Annotated in this window: 21 protein-coding genes; 10 read left to right on the forward strand and 11 right to left on the reverse strand. The window is 38.5% G+C overall.

The annotated features are described in order from the left end of the window. Positions 1-15 precede the first annotated feature (15 nt). Complete coding sequence (locus tag Q0X77_RS09185; RefSeq protein ID WP_297796280.1) at positions 16-648, reverse strand: 7-carboxy-7-deazaguanine synthase QueE; 633 nt, start codon at positions 646-648, stop codon at positions 16-18. Between the two features lie 121 nt (positions 649-769). After that, positions 770-1,222: a Rid family detoxifying hydrolase gene (locus Q0X77_RS09190; RefSeq protein WP_297796283.1), complete on the reverse strand. Its 453-nt coding sequence runs from the start codon at positions 1,220-1,222 to the stop codon at positions 770-772. Between the two features lie 57 nt (positions 1,223-1,279). On the opposite strand from Q0X77_RS09190, the gene Q0X77_RS09195 reads away from it, so the two are divergent. The 4 genes from Q0X77_RS09195 to Q0X77_RS09210 all read left to right on the forward strand — a co-directional run bounded on the left by Q0X77_RS09195 (position 1,280) and on the right by Q0X77_RS09210 (position 4,733). Continuing rightward, positions 1,280-2,797, forward strand: a complete 1,518-nt coding sequence (locus Q0X77_RS09195; RefSeq protein ID WP_297796286.1) for a helicase HerA-like domain-containing protein — start codon at positions 1,280-1,282, stop codon at positions 2,795-2,797. 3 nt (positions 2,798-2,800) lie between these two features. Next, the gene (locus tag Q0X77_RS09200; protein ID WP_297796289.1) at positions 2,801-3,355 is read left to right on the forward strand and encodes a hypothetical protein; all 555 of its coding nucleotides are present in this window, start codon (positions 2,801-2,803) and stop codon (positions 3,353-3,355) included. An 82-nt stretch (positions 3,356-3,437) separates the two neighbouring features. Continuing rightward, the gene (locus tag Q0X77_RS09205) at positions 3,438-4,301 is read left to right on the forward strand and encodes an alpha/beta hydrolase (protein WP_297796292.1); all 864 of its coding nucleotides are present in this window, start codon (positions 3,438-3,440) and stop codon (positions 4,299-4,301) included. 9 nt (positions 4,302-4,310) lie between these two features. Then, positions 4,311-4,733 carry a VOC family protein gene (locus Q0X77_RS09210; protein ID WP_297796296.1) on the forward strand — a complete coding sequence of 141 codons (423 nt, stop codon included), beginning with the start codon at positions 4,311-4,313 and terminating at the stop codon, positions 4,731-4,733. A gap of 10 nt (positions 4,734-4,743) precedes the next feature. Here Q0X77_RS09210 and Q0X77_RS09215 read toward each other — a convergent pair whose 3' ends face one another. The 7 genes from Q0X77_RS09215 to Q0X77_RS09245 form a co-directional block, all read right to left on the reverse strand. Then, positions 4,744-4,929, reverse strand: a complete 186-nt coding sequence (locus Q0X77_RS09215) for a hypothetical protein (RefSeq protein ID WP_297796299.1) — start codon at positions 4,927-4,929, stop codon at positions 4,744-4,746. Between the two features lie 11 nt (positions 4,930-4,940). Then, positions 4,941-5,912 (reverse strand): aldo/keto reductase, encoded by a 972-nt coding sequence (locus Q0X77_RS09220; RefSeq protein ID WP_297796303.1) that lies wholly within the window; start codon positions 5,910-5,912, stop codon positions 4,941-4,943. Positions 5,913-6,039: 127 nt separating this feature from the next. Continuing rightward, positions 6,040-7,605, reverse strand: a complete 1,566-nt coding sequence (locus Q0X77_RS09225; protein ID WP_297796306.1) for a glycosyltransferase family 39 protein — start codon at positions 7,603-7,605, stop codon at positions 6,040-6,042. Positions 7,606-7,662: 57 nt separating this feature from the next. Next, entirely contained in the window at positions 7,663-9,327 is a 1,665-nt protein-coding gene (locus Q0X77_RS09230; protein ID WP_297796309.1) for an alpha/beta hydrolase-fold protein, read from the reverse strand. A gap of 164 nt (positions 9,328-9,491) precedes the next feature. After that, a complete protein-coding gene (gene folD, locus Q0X77_RS09235) occupies positions 9,492-10,376 on the reverse strand; it encodes a bifunctional methylenetetrahydrofolate dehydrogenase/methenyltetrahydrofolate cyclohydrolase FolD (protein ID WP_297796313.1) in 885 nt (294 codons plus the stop codon). A 30-nt stretch (positions 10,377-10,406) separates the two neighbouring features. Continuing rightward, a complete protein-coding gene (gene ffh / locus Q0X77_RS09240; protein WP_297796316.1) occupies positions 10,407-11,735 on the reverse strand; it encodes a signal recognition particle protein in 1,329 nt (442 codons plus the stop codon). 217 nt (positions 11,736-11,952) lie between these two features. Then, positions 11,953-13,725, reverse strand: a complete 1,773-nt coding sequence (locus Q0X77_RS09245) for a hypothetical protein (RefSeq protein ID WP_297796319.1) — start codon at positions 13,723-13,725, stop codon at positions 11,953-11,955. Positions 13,726-13,850: 125 nt separating this feature from the next. Between Q0X77_RS09245 and Q0X77_RS09250 the strand changes: the two genes are divergently transcribed. The 3 genes from Q0X77_RS09250 (at position 13,851) to Q0X77_RS09260 (ending at position 17,933) form a co-directional block, all read left to right on the forward strand. After that, positions 13,851-14,348: a sigma-70 family RNA polymerase sigma factor gene (locus tag Q0X77_RS09250; RefSeq protein WP_297796322.1), complete on the forward strand. Its 498-nt coding sequence runs from the start codon at positions 13,851-13,853 to the stop codon at positions 14,346-14,348. A gap of 104 nt (positions 14,349-14,452) precedes the next feature. After that, a complete protein-coding gene (locus Q0X77_RS09255; protein ID WP_297796325.1) occupies positions 14,453-15,367 on the forward strand; it encodes a FecR family protein in 915 nt (304 codons plus the stop codon). Beyond that, positions 15,345-17,933: a carboxypeptidase-like regulatory domain-containing protein gene (locus tag Q0X77_RS09260; protein ID WP_297796328.1), complete on the forward strand. Its 2,589-nt coding sequence runs from the start codon at positions 15,345-15,347 to the stop codon at positions 17,931-17,933. The genes Q0X77_RS09255 and Q0X77_RS09260 overlap by 23 nt, the downstream gene beginning before the upstream one ends. Here the strand turns inward: Q0X77_RS09260 and Q0X77_RS09265 are convergent. Next, positions 17,930-18,826: a Brp/Blh family beta-carotene 15,15'-dioxygenase gene (locus tag Q0X77_RS09265; protein WP_297796331.1), complete on the reverse strand. Its 897-nt coding sequence runs from the start codon at positions 18,824-18,826 to the stop codon at positions 17,930-17,932. The two genes, Q0X77_RS09260 and Q0X77_RS09265, sit on opposite strands and share 4 nt — an antisense overlap. Before the next feature lie 98 nt (positions 18,827-18,924). Between Q0X77_RS09265 and Q0X77_RS09270 the strand changes: the two genes are divergently transcribed. Further along, positions 18,925-19,656, forward strand: a complete 732-nt coding sequence (locus tag Q0X77_RS09270; protein ID WP_297796334.1) for a bacteriorhodopsin-like — start codon at positions 18,925-18,927, stop codon at positions 19,654-19,656. A gap of 64 nt (positions 19,657-19,720) precedes the next feature. Here Q0X77_RS09270 and argS read toward each other — a convergent pair whose 3' ends face one another. Then, positions 19,721-21,508, reverse strand: a complete 1,788-nt coding sequence (argS, locus tag Q0X77_RS09275) for an arginine--tRNA ligase (protein WP_297796337.1) — start codon at positions 21,506-21,508, stop codon at positions 19,721-19,723. A gap of 116 nt (positions 21,509-21,624) precedes the next feature. On the opposite strand from argS, the gene Q0X77_RS09280 reads away from it, so the two are divergent. Both Q0X77_RS09280 and Q0X77_RS09285 read left to right on the forward strand, forming a co-directional pair. Then, positions 21,625-22,050: a hypothetical protein gene (locus Q0X77_RS09280; RefSeq protein ID WP_297796340.1), complete on the forward strand. Its 426-nt coding sequence runs from the start codon at positions 21,625-21,627 to the stop codon at positions 22,048-22,050. 3 nt (positions 22,051-22,053) lie between these two features. Further along, the coding region (locus tag Q0X77_RS09285) for an NAD(P)H-binding protein (protein ID WP_297796343.1) at positions 22,054-22,723 on the forward strand (670 nt) is incomplete at its 3' end.

Below are 22,723 nucleotides of genomic sequence, written 5' to 3' on the forward strand. Positions count from 1 at the left end.
AAAAAACTCCAAAATCTATGGTATATTCAGGTATTTATGAGTTTGTAAGGATACTTTCCACTTTGGATTTTTCATTACATATTCAACGATCAAAGGAGTAACCTTTTCTCTTACACTCCACTCTGGTTGTAAATATAAAATACAATTTTTATTCACTTTCCCGGCCTGTTCTTCTGCAAAAACCAGGTCATTCCTGTTATAAACGATAACCTTAAGCTCATCCGCCTTTTCGTAAACCGCACTTACAGGCAACTTGTTTTTTTTGGGTGATAAGCAGATCCAGTCCCATTCGCCGGATAATGGATAGGCCCCGGAAGTTTCAATATGTGTATTCAGGTTTTTACTTTTTAAAGCTTCTGTCAAAGGCCCCATATCCCACATTAATGGCTCTCCACCTGTAACAACTATCGTATCCGAATATTTAGCTGCGTTGTCTACAATGCTTTTAATTGCCGTTGGCGGGTGAGTTTCAGCATTCCAGCTTTCCTTAACATCGCACCAATGGCAGCCTACATCACATCCTCCAATTCTTATAAAATAAGCAGCAGTACCTTTGTGGAAACCCTCCCCCTGAATCGTATAAAATTCTTCCATTAAGGGGAGCATACGTCCCTCGTTCACGAGTTCTAAAACCTCTTTTTCCATCATCCCGCAAAGATAACATATAGCAGGTGGTAATTTGAATGTAATTTCACGAAATAGATAAGAAATCAATTAGCCGGTGACTTCCATGAACTTTTCCGTTATGCAGGGTATTAGCTGAATAAAATCAATTTTTCACGGCAATTACATCTATTTCAACCTTTGCATTTCTGGCCAGGCCACTGGCAGCGAATGTTGTCCGGGCAGGTTTCTTTGTAAAATATTTAGTGTAGACTTCATTAAATGCAGAGAAATCATCCATTGTACTTAATATCACGGTGCACTTCACTACATTATTTAAGGTTAGTCCATGATGCTTTAGTACATCCTGAATATTTTTGATGGCCTGTTCGGTTTCGGTTTTAATTCCCGGAGTAACCATAGTTCTCGTACCGTGATCCATCCCTATTTGACCGGCAAGAAAAAAAAGATTTCCCGCTTCTACTACATCACTAAAAGGTGCACTCCTTTTCTTTTTCTCATGAGATTCATGAAAGGTAATACCTGTATCTTCCTGTGAACTAACCGTTGAACACCAGATTAATGTGAGAATCGGAATTAATTGTAAATATTTTTTCATTCGAATTAGGTTTTATTGTTGGTTAAAATTACCCTATTTTTATCAAAAATAGACCAAATGAGTACCAAAGAAGAATTCTTTGAGCATATAGAGAAGGGGTATAGCACAAAGGGTGATTTTATCATCATGGGCTCGGCTATGTTAGATGGGGAAACAGTTACCGGGGCGCATGTAAAAATTCCTTTGAAAACCTTAAACAGGCATGGACTTATAGCAGGTGCCACAGGAACCGGTAAAACTAAAACCCTTCAGGTAATAGCAGAAAACCTTTCAGATAAAGGTATCCCAGTTCTATTAATGGATTTAAAAGGTGATCTTAGCGGGATAGCCCAGCCCAGCCCGGGCCACCCAAAAATAGATGAAAGGCATGAGAAGATTGGACTACCTTTTGAACCCAAAAGTTTTCCGGTAGAAATTCTTTCGCTTTCTGAACAAGATGGGGTGAAACTTCGTGCCACTGTTTCGGAATTTGGACCCGTACTGCTTTCCCGAATTCTTGATTTATCCGAAACACAGGAGGGAATCGTAGCGGTAGTTTTTAAATATTGTGATGACAATAAACTGCCCCTATTAGACCTTAAGGATTTCAAAAAAGTTTTGCAATATGCCACCGGCTCAGGCAAAAAAGAGTTTACCAAGGAATATGGGAGAATCTCTACAAGTTCTACCGGAACTATTCTAAGGAAAATTATTGAACTCGAACAACAGGGTGCTGATTTATTTTTTGGGGAAAAATCCTTTGACGTTGATGATCTGACACGTATTGACGAAAACGGCAGAGGTTATATAAACATCGTACGTTTAACGGATATACAAGACCGACCAAAGCTTTTCAGTACATTCATGTTGAGTTTGCTGGCGGAAATATATTCCACCTTCCCTGAGCAAGGGGATAGCGATAGACCGGAGCTCATTTTCTTTATAGACGAGGCACATTTGATTTTTAAAGAAGCTTCTGATGCCTTGTTAGACCAGATAGAAAGTATCGTAAAACTAATTCGTTCCAAAGGTATTGGGCTTTATTTTGTTACCCAGAACCCTACAGATGTCCCTAATGCCGTCCTGGCCCAACTGGGTTTGAAAGTTCAGCATGCTCTGAGGGCGTTTACCGCCAGGGACAGAAAGGCCATAAAACTTACTGCGGAAAATTATCCTATATCAGATTATTATGATACGAAGGAAGTGCTTACATCATTAGGGATTGGAGAAGCGCTTATTACCGCATTAGATGAAAAAGGAAGGCCTACCCCGCTTGCAGCAACCATGTTGCGTGCCCCAATGAGTCGAATGGATATTCTCACTGATAGTGAACTGGATTCCGTTATCAAGAAATCAAAACTTGTAAGGATATATAATGATACAATTGACAGGGAAAGTGCTTACGAGATCTTAAATGAAAAAATAGAAAGGGCTGAAAGAGAAGCTGAGAAGGAAAAGCAATCTAAATCCCAAAAAACGTCTTCAAGAAGCACAACTCGACGAAGAAGTACACGACAAAATCCGGTTATTAAAGTATTAACCAGTGCTACCTTTATTCGGGGCGTCCTGGGAGTGTTAAAAAAAGTGATTCGATAGTATATGAAAAACCTCCAGTTAATATCCCTTTTACTAATTACCCTGATCTTTGTCCATTGTAAAAAGGAGAAAGATCCCAACTTTTTGATTACTAATTCACAAGTTGGAAAACTAATGCGAACCAGTCCTGTAACTGAACTGGAAAGTATTTACAGCAATGATTCAATAGTCAGGGATACAGCGCAGCCTGCTCTGGTATCTAATTCTAATACCATAAAAATCTATGAAAAAGGAGGGCAGCAATTACTAACCTTAACACCCAATGCAGATAGTATTCCAAAAATTGGAATAATTCGCGTATTAGATCCCAGGTTCAAAACAGAACAAAATATAGGACTGGAAAGTACCTTTAAGGAAATAAACGATACATACGCCATCAAGAAAATAGTAACCTCATTAAATAACGTAATTATATTTATTGAGGATAGTGATGTGTATTTCACAATAGACAAGGAAGAATTACCGGCAAGTCTGCGATATGATACGAGTCTTAATATTGAAGAAGTTCAAATTCCAGATGAGGCTAAAATAAAATACCTGATGGTTGGTTGGGATTAAAGAATACTATGGTCCAAATTCTTTAAATTAATTATGTTGTGAATTGAAAATTAAATTGTGTTTCCCTTTCGTGGGATGATTCATGAAAAACCTGGTAAATCGTATTTTTGCACGGGCTTATGGGGTCTATTTTAATATCCTTGCCCTATTTTCTAAAAAACTGGCTGGAGAAAAGGCCATTACGCTGTTCAGTTCTCCCCGCAAAGGCAAAGTGCTACCCATACAAGCTTCCTTCCTAAAAACAGCTACCAACAAGAGGATTGAAGTAGGTGGAAAGCAGATTCAGACGTATTGCTGGAAGGGAACAAAAGAAACTGTTTTATTGCTTCACGGTTGGGAGAGTAACTCTTTTCGCTGGCGGAACCTCATCAGGAGTCTTAGGGATGAAGATTATACTGTTGCTGCTTTTGATGCACCCGCGCATGGTAATTCTTCCGGTGGAATTTTTAATGTACCATTGTATGCGGAATGCACGTATCATGTGGTTAAACATTATAATCCTACCCATATAATCGGGCATTCAGTTGGCGGGATGACAGCCATTTACCATCAGTATATTTATCCTCATAATTCCATTTATAAGATGGTCACCATCGGCTCACCCTCTGAATTATATGAACTTATGGAGCACTATCAGCATCTTGTGGGCTTCAACAATAATGTACTAAAAGCTTTAGACGCTTATTTTCAGGCTCATTTTGGATATGGACTTCGGGATTTTTCCACATCCCGTTTTGTTCGGGAGCTAGGTATTGAAGGATTACTGGTCCACGACATAGAAGATCCTATAACCCCCTATCACAATTCGGAAAAGGTGCATGCAAACTGGACAAATAGCAAGCTAATTAGTACACGGGGATTGGGTCATTCCATGCATCAGGAAGGGGTAAATAATCAAATTATAGATTTTTTGAAATCAAAGAAAAGGGCTAATTTTAGCGCTTAAACACTTCCTATGTCAACTATTTCACCATTTCACATCGCTATTCCCGTGCATAACCTTGACGAATGCAGAACATTTTACAGGGAAGTCCTGAAGTGTGAAGAAGGAAGAAGCAGCGACCATTGGGTTGACTTTAATCTTTTTGGTCACCAATTGGTCATTCATTACAAACCAAAGTCTGCTGAAGCCTTACATTCCAATCCGGTAGATGGTAAAGATGTTCCTGTACCTCACTATGGCGTAGTGCTTCCTTGGGATACATTTCACAATTTTGCCGGGGAGTTGAAAGATAAGGGAATATCTTTTGTTATAGAGCCCTATATCCGGTTTGAAGGTCAGGTTGGGGAACAGGCTACCATGTTCTTTTTAGATCCCGCTGGAAATGCCCTGGAATTCAAAGCCTTTAAAGATATGGGACAGTTGTTTGCCAATTAATCCTGAATTGCTAAGTCTTTTTTTTATATCTGTACCAGAACCAAATGATAACAGCATATATTACCCCAAAAATTACCCCTTCTTTTAATTCACTAAAAATAGCTTCTGTGGAATAGTCTTTTTCAAGAATACAGGAAAATAATGTATAGAAAAAAATGGCAGCCAGTACCTGGCTTGTAAATTTCTTTTTATCCATGATAGTTTTATTTATTGAGACCAGGCTGTTGGTTTCCTGTCCCATCGGTGTTTGCGTAGTGCTTTATGGAGCTCTTTGGGCAATCCCTGACCATCACTTGTCCCAACATTTGCCAATACATTTCTTTGTTTGCGCATGCCGGGGATTACGGTGCTGACATCTTCATTCATCAAAATAAAACGCAAAGCCATTTCCGCCATGGTCATTCCTTCGGGAACAAGGGGACGTAGTAAATCTGCCTTATCAGAACTGCTATTTAAATTTTCAGGAACGAAGTATGTGCCACGCCAATCGCCTTCCGGAAAAATAGTTTCCCTTGTAATATTACCAGTTAGCGTACCCTCATCAAAAGGAACTCTTGCAATCACGGCAATATCAAGTTCTTTACATAGTGGAAATAAAACGTCTTCCGGGGCCTGGTCAAAAATATTATAAATTACCTGCACGGCATCAATCAATCCAGTCTCCAAAGCAGCTATACCGTTCTCCGGCTCCCATCTGTTTACGCTGATTCCCATAGCGGCTATTTTGCCCGACTTTTTTAAATCTTCTACTGCCCTTTTCCACTCTTCCCTTTCAGTCCAACCATCGTCCCAGGTGTGAAATTGCATCAGATCTATCTGTTCTACACCTAAATTTTTCAATGTTTTATGCGTATAATCAAAAACATGTGACGTAGGGTAAGACTCCTCGAATAAATATTCGGGTTTCGCCGGCCATTTAAAGTTTTTCGGAGGAATTTTACTTGCTGTATAAAGTTTGGTTTGTTTATATCGGCGAAGGAGCTGACCAAGTAATTTCTCACTATGCCCCTCCCCATAGCCCCATGCAGTATCAAAAAAATTAATGCCATTTTCAACAGCTAGATCTAGTGATTTTGCAGAATGGAAATCATCAGATTCCTTCCAACTCCCCATACCCCACATTCCATAACCAACCTCACTAACCTTCCAGCTTGTGTGTCCAAATATTCTATAGTTCATCAGGTCAATATTTAACTCTTAAATATAAGGTTTTAGAAGAATATTATCCTGCACTTCATAAAAAAACGAGCTATATAATTTTATACAACAGTAAGTGCCTATCTACCTTCAAGAATGGGTAAACGTACTATTCAGAACCGTCGTTAACTTTGCGATACCTGTCTTTAAGGTCCTTCATCATATCCCGATAAATTATCTTTACCTTTTCATTGGGTGATTGGCAGAGGTATATACGGGTTCCATTTTCCCTGAAATAGGGATCATTAATGACCTTTTTAAGCTCTACTTCCTCGAAATAAGTTGGCAGGAGGCTATCCGGATTGGTAGTGTTACCCAAATCTGAATGAACATAAATTACGTAATCCTTACTAATGCTTTCCGGTGACCAGAAAACGAAACTGGCATTAGGGGAAATAGGTTGAGGAATATTGTGTTTCTTCCCATAAAACATAATGGCCCCGGCCTGTCCGTAATGATAGCAGTAAATATGGCAATTGTCGCGATTTTCCTCGCCCAGGTCCAGATAGATATCACTTACAGCCTCCCCTATTGCTTTCCACCCGGTCATGTCTGCCATATCCTGAGGCAGGTCGTGCTGTTGTCCATCTTCCCATCTGAAAGCTCCTTTGTTAAATGCTTTCTCAAAAGTATTAAAAGGAATACCATCAAATGGCAGTGAAAAATATAACCCCATCGCCATGAAAGTTACCAATAGTACAAATATCATATTCCTATATCGAACAATATACTTTTGGACAAAATATGCCCCAAAAACAAACAAGATGGGATATATCCCCAGGGTATAATAAGCCTTTCCGCTCCCAGCCAGCAGAAGTACAATAAGTACTATATAGGCAAATGCAAAAATGCGATACTGTTTTTCCTTTTTATTAAAAAGCAAAATGAGTAACGCACCTATCCAAATCAACAAAGCCTGGGCATTCATCAATAATTGCTCTATGATAAATCCCAAAGGCTCAACATGCACGAGTTGCGTGCGCCGTAACTCCTCCATATGCTGCAAGAGAGGCCAATTATTTTCATATTGCCAGTAAAGATTTGGCGATATAATTATCAATGCAATTATTATGGCCAAAAGAAAATATTTCGATGAATATAGTTTTCGATATTGCGTAAACAGCATTGCAAGGCCGAAGGAAGTATAAAGAAAAACGATAGAATATTTGTTGAGAAAACCAAGACCGAATACCAACCCTATCCACAACCACATTTTCGTATCTCCGCTGGAGATCAGTTTATAAAAGAGATAGCCCGATAATAGCCAATAGAAATGGTTAAAAGATACGGGTTGAAAAAGTGTATTTACATGTAAATAAGCCGGTGAGAAAATATAGGCAAGGCAGGCCAGGGCAATGGCAATTTTCTTTCCCCCTAAGTCCCGGGTAAACATCCCAATTAGAATCACATTGATTGCACCAACCAGAAAAGGGAAGAAACGAAGTCCAAATATGGTATTCCCGAATATTGTGGTAGCTATCTTTCCAATAATTGCAATTGAGGGCGGTACCGCGACATATCCCCAGGCGAGGTGCTCACTTAAAGCGTAGTATAAATAGGCATCCCTATGCAGCTCGTAGTTGTCAAAAGTAGCTAAATGCACCATTAACTTTAGTAAAGCCAGGACAAGGATCATTATCCCTGTAGAAGAGATCCAAAATTTTAACTTGCTCACTGTCACGAAAAAACTTTTTCTAAAAATCTATGTCAAAAAATTATACTGTTATTGCTATCAGGGATAGATCCAACTGTTCAGATCAGCTCCGGGGGGAGCACTTTCCGCGATGCGTTTCATTATTTTTGGAACATACATACTGTTGTATCTAAGCCTGGAAATATGATTAGGTTCCTCCGGATTCCCATTCCAGCAATGCTCGGCTCTGTCTCCGTATAAAACCTCCCCTTCGTAATAAGGATCTGAAGTATTTTCCAGGAAATCCTCCATTTTGTATACCGCATTGTTTAAATAATAATTATCCATATCACCACAATAGATATGTATTTTACCTTTTAACTTGTCGCCGAGTTTATCCCAGTCCCTCTCCAGTATATAGCGCAGGTCATAATTCTCTTTCCAGTAATTTGCTACCTCAGGATTGATTATTCCGGTTCTTTTGTCCCATATTCGCTCAGGATAGCCCTCATCACCCTGAGGGGAATAGGTTGCCTCCCAAATATCCCATTGCTGACCGGAGCGGGATTTATCGCCCAAAACAAGTTCTAAATGATTTTCGTCACGCACTGTAGATTGAATATGACCTAAATAGTCCCTATGCGCGGGAACTTCAAGCATTTTATGATCACTTTTGTAATAATAAGCATTCTCATCCTCATAGATATTGGTAAGGACATAAGAACTAAAATCAATCGGGTCCGGACAAGCTGCAAAACACCCGTTATATTCTTCCGGATATTTGACTTGCACCGCCAATGCCTCCCAACCTCCCGTTGAGCCTCCGTATAAAAAACGGGACCAGCCTTCGCCCAAGCCCCTGAATTCTTTTTCAATATAAGGTATAAGCTCATGGGTGATAGCGTCGCCATAAGGACCCTGGCTAGCAGAATTCACGGCATACGAATCGTCATAATAAGGCGTAGGGTGTTGAATTTCAATGATCAGGAATCTTGGAAAATCGGGTTCATTCCATCTTTTATAGAAATTATATGCTTCCTGTTGCTGTATAATATTATAGCCTGAAACCTTAAAGCGTTCTGCATAATCCGGTTCAAGGTTGGGGTCCGGAGGAACCGTTCTGAAGCCGCCAAAATCACTTGGAAAATGCCCGTGGAATATCATAAGTGGATACTTTGCCTCCGGATGTTCTTTAAATCCTTTGGGGAGAAGAATATGAGCCCCTAAATAAATGTCCCTCCCCCAAAACTCTGAGAGCTTTTCGGACCGCATCTTTATGTGTTTTATCCATTCCGTATCTTGCGGTTCTTCTATCGGTGGAATAATCTCGTCCATCACAATACTTATCTCCTGGCTGCCCTTAGCCGTAATGTTCACCTTTATGGGTTTGCTATACAAATTTCCGGGTGATCGGTTCCACTGTTGTCCTTCCCCATTGTCCATAGGCAACTTTACTGTATGACCAGTGCTTAAATTGAAGGTCTCATAGACATGTAATAAAGCTTGTGCCCAATATTCCCCGGGAGGTAGTTCTGCTAAACTGGCGTATGGAAATCCATGTCTTGAAGCATCAAAAGATTCTTCGGCATTAGGTGTCATTCCTTCTACATTCATCCCAAATATAACCTGGGTATTAAGTCCGCTATTTATCTGAAAACGAGGTTCTTTTTCATCATTTGTGGAGAGCATGAGCAGTAAACGGCCATCTTGTGCTTTGGTACTGATTTTATCAGAAAAAGAAACTTTAACGGTGATATCTGACAATTTTTTTTCAGAGGATTGGCATCCAGACAAACAAATAATCAGAAAACTAAGGAGAATAAGAGGTTTGAACATAGAAGTTGGATTTGCGATAAAAGGTACTCATTTATCACAAATCATCACATATGGAAACCAAATATTCTTGTTATTTAAATTAAGTGCCAGGGCTAGCTTTTCTCGGCTCTTCGTTTACGGGCCAAAAGTGTATTCTGCAAAAGCATGGCAATAGTCATGGGGCCAACACCCCCCGGAACCGGTGTAATATAGGACGCCTTTTTACTAACGGCGTCAAAATCCACATCACCCGTTAAATAATACCCTCTCTCTTTGCTATCATCGGGAACCCTTGTAATCCCAACATCAATAATTACGGCCCCCTCTTGGACCATATCCTCTGTAAGAAATCCGGGTACTCCCAAAGCTGAAACAATAATATCGGCCTGTAATGTCAGCGCTTTAATATCCCTGGTCCTGCTATGTGTTAGGGTCACTGTGGCATTTGCAAATTTGCCTTTCTGACTGAGTAAAATACTAATGGGCCTCCCCACGATATGACTCCTGCCGATAATCACAGCATGTTTCCCCTCGATATCTATTTCATACCTTCTCAATAATTCCATGATACCAAATGGTGTAGCAGGAATAAATGATTCCATATCCAAAGCCATCTTCCCAAAATTCGCGGGATGAAAACCATCCACATCCTTATCCGGGTCTACAGCGAGCAGAACCTTCTGTTCATCAATATGTTTGGGCAATGGTAGTTGAACGATATACCCGTCAATATCGGGGTTATCGTTTAGTTCTTTTACGAGTTTTAATAATTCTTCTTCAGATGTATCTTCAGGCAAATGTTTAAGCGTAGATTCAAAACCTATTCGTTTACATGAGCGTACCTTGCTCCCAACATAAGTAAGACTGGCACCATCATTCCCAACGAGGACTGCAGCCAAATGAGGTACCTTTTCTCCCCGTATTTTCATTTTGTCCACCTCAGCGGTTATTTCGTCTTTAATCTGATTTGCAATTTCTTTTCCGTTGAGAAGGGTCATTTTGTGTATAATTATTGATTTTAAAATCAGTTATTTCATATTCTGCATCATCTGCATCATCTTCTTGCCACCGCCACCTTGCATCATTTTCATCATTTTGCTCATTTGATCAAATTGCTTTAGCAGTTGATTCACCTCTTGTATGGTTCTTCCGCTCCCTTTAGCGATTCGTTTTTTCCTGCTGGCATCAAGCTTGGATGGATTTGATCTTTCATCCGGGGTCATAGAGTGTATAATAGCTTCCACATGTTTAAATGCATCATCATCTATATCCATTCCTTTAAGGGCCTTTCCGGCTCCCGGTAACATCCCCATCAGGTCCTTCATGCTACCCATCTTCTTAATTTGCTGAATCTGTTTCAGGAAGTCATCAAAACCAAATTTATTTTTAGCGATTTTTTTCTGAATTTTCCGTGCTTCTACTTCATCAAATTGTTCCTGTGCACGTTCAACAAGGGAAATAACATCCCCCATTCCCAAGATGCGATCGGCCATTCGGGCAGGGTGGAAAACGTCTATGGCGTCCATTTTCTCACCTGTGCCAATAAATTTAATTGGTTTATCGACTACAGATTTAATGGAAATGGCTGCACCACCGCGCGTATCCCCATCCAGCTTAGTCAGGATAACCCCCTCAAAATTTAGCACATCATTAAAGGCCTTTGCCGTATTTACAGCGTCCTGTCCGGTCATGGAATCTACAACAAAGAGGGTTTCCTGCGGATTAACTGCATTGCGAATATTGGCAATTTCTGTCATCATTTGCTCATCCACCGCCAGGCGTCCTGCGGTATCAATTATTACCACATTGAAACCATTGCCTTTAGCATAATCTACCCCGGCTTTGGCCAGCGCAACCGGATCAGAATTTTCCTTATCGGAAAAAACTTCTACCCCAATCTGGTCACCCACAATATTCAACTGATCAATAGCTGCCGGTCTGTAGACATCACAGGCTACCAATAATGGATTTTTAGATTTTTTCTGTTTTAAATAATTGGCAAGTTTACCCGAGAAAGTAGTTTTACCGGATCCTTGAAGACCTGACATGAGAATAACCGATGGATTTGCGGAAAGATTAATACCTTCTGCATCTCCTCCCATTAATTGGGTTAGTTCATCCTTTACAATTTTGACCATTAACTGGCCGGGTTGCAAAGAGGTCAAAACATTTTGTCCAAGGGCTTTTTCTCTTACTCTATTGGTAAATTCTTTGGCAATTTTAAAATTAACATCGGCATCCAATAAAGCCCTTCTTACTTCTTTCGTAGTCTCAGCTACGTTAATTTCTGTAATCTGGCCATGTCCTTTGAGGACATGCAATGCCTTATCCAGCTTATCACTTAAGTTATCAAACATCTTTTTATGTCAATTATGTAGAAATGCAAATTTAATAATAACAATGGGATGATGGAAGACTGTAGAAAGAAATATAAAATAGAAAAGGATAACTTCAATTAGAAGTTATCCTTTTCAACAAAATAGGGGGGCAAATAAGGTATTTTAAATATTTTTCCCGCTCCCGATAGCTTCTCCTTCGTAATACTATGGAGAAGGAGCTATCGGGATGCATGATCTACTGCTTTTCAAAAACCAGGGTACTGATTATTTCAGTCGTTCCAGCCTCGCCTTCACTAACATGCATTAGTTCTATTCGATCATTAGTGATGGATACCAATTTCCAGTCATCTGTAAGTTCGTTCAGAAGATCTACATCTCCGAAATTCAGGTATACTTTAAGTTTTCCTTCATAATTTCTTAGGACTCTCCACAGACCAGGATAGGTAGCACCAGTTTCAGACAGCGTAGTGGATATTAGGTGATTAGCCATAAAGTTGAATGTATAACCCATATAATTCTCGGTTCCATTCATATCGCCGTTTTCATAAAGGGCAACTATCCAATCTCCGCCCATCATTATGTTTCTAATCTCAGGAACATCACCATCATTAGTATCATCACATACTCTTTGAAGGACAAGCTCGTAACCAATTTCTTCAACCTTAAACTTCAATCGATCGTGCCTTAAGTCAGATAATGGCCATTGAAAGCTCACTTCTGGTTCAGATCCTATGGTAATAGCCATCACAAGTCTACCTTGCTCATTAGCGGTTATTACCCATGTTCCTTCAGATGTATTCTGACCATTACCTAAGGTTACAATACCTTCCGGTAAGAAGTTAAACTCATAACCAAATAATCTGTCAACTTCTTCTCCCTGGTATTTTACCTTCTTAATTACCCAGCTGCATTCTTTTAAGATTTCTCTTAAGGTATCAGGTTCAGTATCAAAAAGATCACAAACACTTTTCATTATAATCCTGTTTCCACCTTCAGCATATAGCTTAATCTTACCTTCTCCTAATTCGTATACAATCCATTCAAGGTTAAAATCAACCAATACATCAAATGCGAGATTAATAAGCACCCCATGATCTGTTTGACGTGTACTCCAGGTACCTGTTAAATCATTACCCATTCTATCCTTAACAGTTACCGCACCATCTTCTGTAAAGTTCATTAAGTATTCGAAGTACTGATCTGACTGATTAATCTCATCTCTGATAACTTCATGAATTAACCAAGGACATTCTACCAACAGACTTTCCAATCTTTCCTGTGTAAAATCATCATCGTTATAATCATCATCATCATCTTCGTCACATGCCTCTTTAGCCATTTCAATTGCATTCGCCAATTCAGCATTACTTCTTACTTCCATCTTTGTACCATCATAAAGTTCCATGGTAACAGGAAAATCTATGCTGATTAAGTCGTTCTCATCCAATCCTGCAAAAAACATTCTAAGGTCTTTGTCAGATTCCACAGTTACAGTACCTGTTTCAACCTCATTGGCATCAAAAGTGTACAGGGTAATAGGGTATACAAAATCAATACATTCTATATCATCATCTTTTCCTCCTTCAATACATTCCGCAGCTAATTCCCGAAGGTCCCCTATTCCGTTTATTTCAATAACGGTATAATCAGCAAGGGTTATAACGACAGGAAAAATTATCTCCAGAAGATCTTCATCATCTTCCAATTCATCAAATATTTCTTCAATTATATAAAGGCCATCTTCAGATTCAATTGTAATCTCAATGCCATTTGCTTTAACGGTATAAGGAAATTCAATTGCGAAGCAACTTGCACCATCAACAATATTATCAAAAGATCCGTCTTTGGCGGCGGTATTTTCAATAAGCTTGGCGGTAGAAGAGCTTGCAACTATAGTTTCCTGCTCATCGGGTTGTGGTAATTCTTCAAAAGCTTCCTGACAGGCATTAAACGAAAATGCCATTACAAGTAGTAAAGTTTGAAGCGAATACTTAATAAACTTTTTCATAACGATTTGGATTTTTTGTTGTTCGTACAACTCTAAAACAATTACTTTTTGAAATACCCTACTCTTTTTTTAATTTTTTTTAAAATATCTTTGAATCAGAACCAACGATAAGAACTCTATAAATTATGGACAATGTATGTGAGGAGGAAGTGTTCAGCCACCTCTTCAAAACTAATTCCAAAACGGTTTTTAACTATATATATTATAAATTCGGAAACGAGGAGAAAGCCTATGATGTTGTCCAGGAAGCCTTTGTTAAACTATGGGAGAATTGTAAAAAAGTTAGTCCGGAAAAAGCAAAGTCCTATGTTTATACGGTGGCAAATAATCTTTACCTGAATGTCATCAAAGCCGAGAAGGTTCGATTAAAATATGCTGATCGCTCAAACATAACCTCCAATGAGACCCCTGAATTCCTGATGGAAGAACAGGAGTACAAGCAAAAGCTCGATAATGCCCTAAACAGTCTTCCGGAAAATCAGCGGACAACCTTTTTATTAAATCGAATCGATGGTAAAAAATATGCTGAAATAGCAGAGATGGAAGGTGTAAGTGTAAAGGCGATTGAAAAACGTATGCATTTGGCTTTAAAGGCCCTCAGAAGTCAGATTGATGGTATTTAATACACATGACCGGGAGTTGAGAAGGGAACATAGTGTAATATTTTTATCTGTAAGGGTAGGGTTTTTTTAGTATTAATTGTTTTAATGGTATAAAGCTGGAAATCATGCAAGAAAATTACTTAGCGAAATGGCTGAATAACGACCTCTCCGAGGAAGAACTCGCAGTATTTAAAAATTCTGATGAGTATGCTTCTTATGAGAAGTTAATCAAGGTCAGTGGTTCTTTGGAAGCGCCGGATTTTGATGTCGATAAGGCTTTGGATGATTTCAAAAACACTAATCTTACTAAAGATACCAAAGTAATACGAATGAGTCCGATGAAAAAGTTATGGCGCATTGCTGCTGCTATTGCAGTTATTTTTGTAGTGTCATATCTTTATGTCTCCACTTTAGACGAATCGGTTTCTACACAATATGCCGAACGTAGTGAAGTAATTCTTCCCGATAATTCTGAAATAATTTTAAATGCCGATTCGAGGATAACCTATAGTGAGAAGAATTGGGATAAGGAACGGAAGATAGCTTTGGAAGGCGAAGCTTTCTTCAAAGTTGCCAAAGGGCAGAAATTTACAGTAGCCACCGCCGATGGTTTGGTAACTGTTTTGGGCACACAATTTAATGTTGAAAATAGAAAAGGTTTCTTTGAAGTAACATGCTATGAAGGTTTAGTTAGTGTTACTTATAATGATAAAACAACAAAACTTCCCGCTGGTAACTCATTTATAGTATTTAACGGAAATGTCGTTGAGCGTGAAACGCCTGCAAACACTACTCCTTCCTGGATGAGTTTCGAAAGTACTTTTAAGAGTATTCCATTAAACTATGTACTGGATGAACTTGAAAGACAATACGATATTGAGGTTGAGACTCAAAATGTTAAACTGGATCAATTATTTACTGGCTCCTTTAGCAACACAAACCTAAATTTAGCGTTACAGAGTATTAGTACTCCTTCTCAGATGAAATTCAAACAAGAAGGGAACAATGTGCTATTTTATGCTGAAAACGCGCCACAATAGTATACTTCTTTTTTGCCTGATCATACTATTTGCCCTCTTTACAGGTAGGGCACAGGTAGATTCTGTTCCTGAAAATATTAGCCTTGTTGCCTACATAAGTCAATTGGAGAAAGATTTTGACGTAAAATTTTCCTATGTTGACGAAGACCTGCAGCCCTTAATAGTAACTCGTTCTACCGAAAGCAAGCTCGAGGATATATTGAATGATCTACAGGATCAGACCCAATTGATCATTAAAAAGTTAAATCAACGCTATTATACACTTTCAAAAAGCAGTACGGTAGACATATGTGCTTTTGTTCTGGACAATTACAACGAAAATACTGCTACGGGAGCATCAATTGAGGTATTAGGTAGCAGCATTTCCACAGTAACGGATATAAACGGACGATTTGTATTAGAAAATATCCCGCGAAAGGCATCTATCCGAATAAGGCATATTGGTTATAAACCCAAATACATTACCGCTGAAGAACTGGTAAGCAAAAACCCCTGCAAGACATTATTATTAAGCTTAAACTACCAGCAACTGGATGAAGTTGTGATTTTTAAATTTCTTACAACGGGTCTTACCAAACAAACAGATGGCAGCATTACCCTAAATACGGAAGAATTTGGTATTCTACCCGGGCTTATAGAGCCGGATGTTCTGCAAACGGTACAAGCCCTTCCGGGTATAAAGAGTATTGATGAAACCGTATCTGATATCAATATAAGAGGAGGCACAAACGATCAAAACCTTATTCTCTGGGATGATATCAAAATGTATCAGTCAGGTCATTTCTTTGGCTTAATTTCAGCATTTAACCCCTATTTAATTGAACATGTTACCATAATAAAAGATGGGACCAGTGCCGAATATGGTGACGGAGTAAGTGGAATTATCAATATGAGGTCCAAAGACGAAATTGAAGGTAACTTCTTTGGGGGTGCTGGTTTTAATTTGATTAGCGGAGATATCTATGGACAGATCCCGATCACAAACAAGTTGGCTCTGCAGGTTTCAGCCAGACGTTCATTTACAGATTTAATAACTACACCAACTTATAAACAGTTTGTAAAAAGAGCTTTTCAGGATACGGATATTGAAGGCGGATCAAATCCTGGTGGGGATGCTGATGTTAACCAGGACGAAAGGTTCTATTTCTATGATTTTACGGCCAAGGTCTTGTATGATATAAATAGTCAGCACAAAGCTCGATTTAGTTTTATAAATATCAACAACAACCTGGACTATACCGAAACGGGATTAAATTCAGCCCGAACGGACCAAAGCAAGCTGAATCAAACCAATATTTCCTTTGGTGGGACTTTAGAAAGCAGTTGGTCAGAAAGATTCTCAACTAAATTGAATGCTTACTATTCCCAGTATAATCTGGATTCTGAAAACAGAATAAATAATGGTCAGCAAATCCTTGATCAAAAAAATGAAGTTATAGAGACTGCGGTAAAACTTAATACCAATTATCAGATTACTTCTAATATAAACTGGCTCAATGGGTATCAATTTTCAGAAGTAGGAATTACCAATTTCACAGACGTGACCCAACCACCTTACGAGAGCAACATCAAAGGTGTCATAAGAACTAATGCACTGTATAGTGAAATTTCCTATACCTCTCCTAATAAACGATTAATTGCCAGAGGCGGGGGCCGCCTGAATTACATTGTCAATGTGCAATATTTTGATGAGCTAATAGTTGAACCCCGTTTAAACCTCAGCTATTCCCTATTCCCTAATCTGCAACTAGAAGTTAAAGGGGAGTTTAAGAATCAGACAACCAATCAAATAATTGATTTGGAACAAAATTTTCTGGGAATAGAAAAAAGGCGCTGGATGTTATCCAATAACAAAAATGATACAATTCCGGGAAATCCTAATTTACCCATTGTAAAAAGCAAACAAGGTTCTGTGGGAATAAATTATGACAAAGGACAATGGTTTGTTGGCCTGGAAGGGTATTATAAAGAAGTAAATGGCATCAGTACAATTACACAAGGATTTCAGAACCAAAACCAGTTTAATGGTGAAATTGGAAAGTATGATGTAAAAGGACTGGAATTTTTGATAAACCACAAAAATGCCAATTTTAGTACCTGGCTGAGTTATGCCTACAACTTAAATAACTACACTTTTGAGGACATCGTGCCGAATGTTTTCCCAAATAATCTGGACATACGCCATACACTAACCTTTGCAAGCACCTATACTTACGAAAAATTTAAAATTGGGATAGGCATTAATTACAGAACCGGAAAACCCTTTACAAAGCCACTTGAAGGAGCAGAAGGTATAGATTTTACCACTTTCCCCGTTTCAATAGTTTATCAGGAACCCAACAGCAGCAGACTCCCGGAATACTTAAGGGCTGATGCATCTGCTATTTACAATTTTAATATTTCCAATAGGGTTAAGGCTACTGCAGGTGTTTCTGTCTTAAATATTTTCAACAAGGAAAATATCCTGAATACCTACTACAGACTCAATGACCAGAACGAAATAGTAACCATAGAAAGCGTTTCCCTGGGTTTCACTCCCAATTTGAGTTTTAGAATTCGCTTTTAACTTTTATTAAGTCGGGATATTACCAAAACATGAGGAAATGTGATTGCTGCCAGGAATGAGAATAAGAAAGGAATAAATCCCTCACTGCTTCCATCAATAAAAAGAAACAAAATCACAAGTGTAATTACCGACGCCAACCAATAAATCAGAGATGATCTCACATATTTTATAAAGTGCTTTTTGGACAAATCACCATACAAGTAAGTAATCTGGTCTCCAAGAGATGGGATAGCGTGCCATAGGATAAAAAATATTGCGAAAGCCCAAAGCAGAGAAGCGGTATTAAAAACAATGAAGAACACAAGTAAATAAAATAATTCAAGAAGAATATTAGCCGTATTTTGTTTATATTTTGTTAGATATAATACTACAAGGATAAAAAAGGATATTCCCAATATTATCTGGTAATATCCACTGTCAATATAGATTCCAATGATGTCGAAAATAATATCACTCACCTCTGTATGATGAGCTGCAAACAGCAGAAAAAGGATAACAAGTCCGTAAACAGTAAAAAAGAAGATTAAGAAAAGTGGATTACCCCTTATTTTTGAGATCCAATGCTGTTCACCAAAATGGTATGCACTGAAAAGAATAAATAAACCCAATGCAATGCTTGGGAGCAGATAAAACAAACCGGCTACGCCAAGAACAAAAAAGATATAATAGGCAAGTATTCTTAAAAAATCATAGGGTTTAGCTTTCTTTTTAGCTTCAACCTGCAGCAATTTGATGTCATTAGCACCATGAAGCATTCCAAAGGAAAGGATAAGAATATAAGCAAGTAAATTTTCTACTGCATGCTCAAAATATACCGCCAGCCAGAGTGAAAAAAAGGTGGCAATAAGCATTGCACCTTGCAACTTCGTAAAATCTGCCTCTTTGTTTTGCATATTCTTTAAAATTGTTTAATTATTTTAACATATTATTAAACGTTTAATGTTCAACTTTTAATTAGATTTGCTAAACAAAATTAACTAAATATATTCAGATGGAAAATTTTTTACTGACATTCCCGATGATTGCCAAATTAGCTACCAATGATTATGTTGGCTTTACCTTTTTTGTAGGTTGTATGGCTATGATGGCTGCATCAGCCTTTTTCTTTTTGTCAATGAACAGCTTTGACAAAAAATGGAGAACTTCAATCCTTGTTTCAGGATTAATTACCTTTATCGCTGCAGTGCACTACTGGTACATGCGTGATTATTGGGCAGATTTTGGAGAATCACCTACATTCTTTCGTTATGTAGACTGGATCCTTACAGTGCCTTTGATGTGTGTTGAATTCTTTTTGATCCTGAAAGTTGCAGGGGCTAAAAGGTCTCTTATGTGGAGGCTTATTATTCTTTCTGTAATCATGCTCGTAACAGGATATTTAGGAGAAGCAGTATACAGAGATGCCGCCTGGTTATGGGGTCTTATCTCCGGTATCGCCTACTTTATAATCGTATATGAAATATGGTTAGGCACCGCCAAAAAGCTCGCCGTAAAAGCAGGAGGTCCTGTATTAAAGGCTCACAAAATGCTGTGCTGGTTTGTCCTTGTAGGATGGGCAATATACCCCTTAGGATATATGGCTGGAACACCGGGATGGTATGAAGGTATCTTTGGTGGACTTTCTATGGACGTTGTATACAATATAGGAGATGCTATTAATAAAATAGGTTTCGGCTTAGTAGTATACAATCTTGCAGTAGTTGCCTCTTCGGAGAAAGCTTAAAAGAAAAAAACTTTAATAGAGGTGTGATAAGCACATTTAAAAGACCGTCTGTATGGCGGTCTTTTTACATTCTTAGAGGTACTTCTATGCCCAATAGCTGAAAAGCGGATTTAATAACTTCTCCTACCTTCTTCGCCAGCTGCACTCTAAACACCCTTATCTTTTCCTCAGGTTCTCCCAAAATAGAGACCTGTTGATAAAATGAATTGAATTCCTTCACCAGATCGTATGTATAGTTTGCAATTAAGGCAGGGCTGTAATTTTCAGCGGCAAGTTTTACCGTTTCGGGATAGCTTTCTAATAGTTTTATGATTTCCTTTTCCTTCGGATGCAATGCAATTCCATCCGCTTGTTTGTCAGTAAGATGTTTAGTGCCCAGGTCTGCTTTCCGAAGAATTGACTGAATCCTGGCATACGTATATTGAATAAAAGGTCCCGTATTCCCCTGAAAATCCACCGATTCTTCAGGATTAAATAATATTCGTTTTTTAGGGTCTACTTTTAAGATATAATACTTTAATGCTCCCAGGCCAATGATGCGATATAGTTTTTGCCTTTCTTCTTCAGAATAACCATCCAGTTTCCCTAATTCCTGTGAGATTTTTGCAGCGGTGTTCGTCATCTCGTCAATCAGGTCATCAGCATCCACCACAGTTCCTTCCCTGCTTTTCATTTTGCCTTCAGGCAAATCTACCATCCCGTAACTCAGATGGTATAAGTGTTGCGCCCAGGAATATCCAAGTTTCTTTAGGATTAGAAATAATACCTTAAAGTGATAATCCTGTTCATTACCAACTGTATATACCATCCCACCAATATCCGGAAAATCCTTTACCCGCTGAATAGCTGTTCCAATATCCTGTGTCATATAGACTGCTGTGCCGTCTGCCCTTAGAACTATTTTCTCATCAAGACCTTCCTCTGTGAGGTCTATCCATACGCTTCCATCTTCTTTTCTGTAAAATATTCCATTAGCTATTCCTTCGGCAATTACATCCTTCCCCAACAAATACGTTTCACTCTCGTAATAAAGTTTATCAAAGTTTACGCCCAAATTTGCATAGGTCTCATCAAAACCTTTATAAACCCAGCCGTTCATTTTCTTCCATAGCTCAACTACCTCAGCATCTCCTGCCTCCCATTTACGAAGCATTTCCTGGGCTTTTAAAAGCATTGGAGCTTCGCGTTCGGCCGTAGCTTTATCCTTACCTTCTTCGATAAGTTTCTTCACTTCTGTTTTATAGACCTGGTCAAATTTTACATAATAGATACCAGCCAATTTATCCCCTTTTAATCCAGTACCTTCAGGGGTTTCTCCATTGCCATATATTTGCCAGGCAAGCATACTTTTGCAAATATGTATACCCCTGTCATTTATAATCTGTGTTTTATAAACCTTATTGCCACTGGCCTTTAAAATTTCCGCAACGGAATAACCCAGCAAATTATTACGGATATGACCCAGATGTAACGGCTTATTGGTATTGGGTGAAGAATATTCAACTAAGATGGCATTTTCATTTTCCACCGAATGACGTCCATAGGTATTGCTGTCCTTAATAGAATCAAAGAAACTGGTATAATAAGCATCACCTATTACCAAATTTAAAAAACCCTTTATTACATTAAATCCGATAACCTCATCTAACTCTGTCTTAAGATGCTCTCCTATCTGATTTCCTATTTGAACAGGATTACCTTTTATATAGCGAAGCATTGGGAATACTACCACAGTAATGTCTCCCTCAAAATCTTTTCTGGTAGGCTGAAATTCAACTGAAGGCAATGTCTGATCATAAATAGAAGCTACTGCCTCTTTTACCTTCTTTGATAGTAACTGTTCTAAATTCATAGATTTCGTTCCTTTGAAGTTGCAAAACTACGTATTTTTTATGCTTTTATAGGGTGTTGACTGGGTATTCAACTTTGTTTTGGGTAACTTTATGCTGCTAATGAAAAAGAAAGGATATGCTTATCAATGTTTCTTACAATAATAAAGAGATTACCCGGCAAATGGAAGCGGAAGTAGGTAAACCGTTTACCCTAAAAGAACGTTGGGGCATGAACGGGATTGGTTCGCCAAAGTTATTCATAACAGAAACGAGTACTCAAATAAGGAATCTTCTCTTGTTAGATAATAATCTGAATACCTGTAATGTGGAAATGCGCCCTAAAGGGATTATTGTTCGATTCCGTTCGCTTTTGGAAACTTATGCGCTGGTAATTCCATATTACAAACTGAGCATCTATAAAGGTGATATTGGCATTTATTCGATTTACAGGGACAATTACTTTATAAAAGTGAAATCTGATACTAAAGCGATTCAAAAATTCTTCAAGAAAATACTGGATTATAAAGCTGATAATTTACCAACCTCCATTGAAGATCTTTAGCCTATGAAAATTCTGTTAACCGGAGCCAACGGATACATTGGGATGAGACTGTTACCCCTTTTATTAGATAAAGGGCATGATGTAATCTGCACGGTGCGCAACGCAGAACGACTCTCCATTGATCCGGAGACACGCTCAAAGGTTACTATCCTTGAGATCGATTTTTTGGAAGATGTAGAAGCAGGAAAAATCCCGGATGACATTGATGCGGCTTATTTTCTTATTCACTCAATGAGCACATCAACCAGGGATTTTGATGAAATGGAAGCAAGGACAGCTCGGAATTTCAACAGCTACCTGAAAAACTCCAATGTGAAACAGGTAATTTACCTGAGTGGTATAGTAAATGATGAAAACCTGTCAAAACACCTCTGGTCACGAAAAAATGTTGAAGAAATACTCTCAGAAGGTGAATTTAACCTTACGGTCCTGAAGGCAGGTATTATTGTGGGATCGGGAAGTTCATCTTTTGAAATAATACGTGATCTGTGCGAAAAACTACCGGTCATGATTACACCCAAGTGGGTCCTTACTAAAACCCAGCCTATTGCTATTAGGGATGTTATGCATTTTTTAACCGGGGTGCTGGGTAACAGAAAAACATATAATAAATCTTTTGATATTGCCGGTCCGGATGTACTTACCTATAAGGAAATGTTACAGCGCTACGCGC

It is taken from the genome of uncultured Eudoraea sp., assembly GCF_947258925.1.
GTDB lineage: Bacteria > Bacteroidota > Bacteroidia > Flavobacteriales > Flavobacteriaceae > Eudoraea.

Bases quoted from the DNA above. Each gene is read 5' to 3' on its own strand.
- ffh (WP_297796316.1), bottom strand. From the start codon at position 11,735: ATGTTTGATAACTTAAGTGATAAGCTGGATAAGGCATTGCATGTCCTC.
- Q0X77_RS09205 (WP_297796292.1), top strand. From the start codon at position 3,438: ATGAAAAACCTGGTAAATCGTATTTTTGCACGGGCTTATGGGGTCTAT.
- Q0X77_RS09270 (WP_297796334.1), top strand. From the start codon at position 18,925: ATGGAAAATTTTTTACTGACATTCCCGATGATTGCCAAATTAGCTACC.
- Q0X77_RS09195 (WP_297796286.1), top strand. From the start codon at position 1,280: ATGAGTACCAAAGAAGAATTCTTTGAGCATATAGAGAAGGGGTATAGC.
- Q0X77_RS09260 (WP_297796328.1), top strand. From the start codon at position 15,345: ATGCTGAAAACGCGCCACAATAGTATACTTCTTTTTTGCCTGATCATA.
- Q0X77_RS09215 (WP_297796299.1), bottom strand. From the start codon at position 4,929: ATGGATAAAAAGAAATTTACAAGCCAGGTACTGGCTGCCATTTTTTTC.
- Q0X77_RS09185 (WP_297796280.1), bottom strand. From the start codon at position 648: ATGATGGAAAAAGAGGTTTTAGAACTCGTGAACGAGGGACGTATGCTC.
- Q0X77_RS09200 (WP_297796289.1), top strand. From the start codon at position 2,801: ATGAAAAACCTCCAGTTAATATCCCTTTTACTAATTACCCTGATCTTT.
- Q0X77_RS09265 (WP_297796331.1), bottom strand. From the start codon at position 18,826: ATGCAAAACAAAGAGGCAGATTTTACGAAGTTGCAAGGTGCAATGCTT.
- Q0X77_RS09210 (WP_297796296.1), top strand. From the start codon at position 4,311: ATGTCAACTATTTCACCATTTCACATCGCTATTCCCGTGCATAACCTT.
- folD (WP_297796313.1), bottom strand. From the start codon at position 10,376: ATGACCCTTCTCAACGGAAAAGAAATTGCAAATCAGATTAAAGACGAA.
- Q0X77_RS09220 (WP_297796303.1), bottom strand. From the start codon at position 5,912: ATGAACTATAGAATATTTGGACACACAAGCTGGAAGGTTAGTGAGGTT.
- Q0X77_RS09255 (WP_297796325.1), top strand. From the start codon at position 14,453: ATGCAAGAAAATTACTTAGCGAAATGGCTGAATAACGACCTCTCCGAG.
- Q0X77_RS09280 (WP_297796340.1), top strand. From the start codon at position 21,625: ATGCTTATCAATGTTTCTTACAATAATAAAGAGATTACCCGGCAAATG.
- Q0X77_RS09190 (WP_297796283.1), bottom strand. From the start codon at position 1,222: ATGAAAAAATATTTACAATTAATTCCGATTCTCACATTAATCTGGTGT.
- Q0X77_RS09250 (WP_297796322.1), top strand. From the start codon at position 13,851: ATGGACAATGTATGTGAGGAGGAAGTGTTCAGCCACCTCTTCAAAACT.
- Q0X77_RS09245 (WP_297796319.1), bottom strand. From the start codon at position 13,725: ATGAAAAAGTTTATTAAGTATTCGCTTCAAACTTTACTACTTGTAATG.
- argS (WP_297796337.1), bottom strand. From the start codon at position 21,508: ATGAATTTAGAACAGTTACTATCAAAGAAGGTAAAAGAGGCAGTAGCT.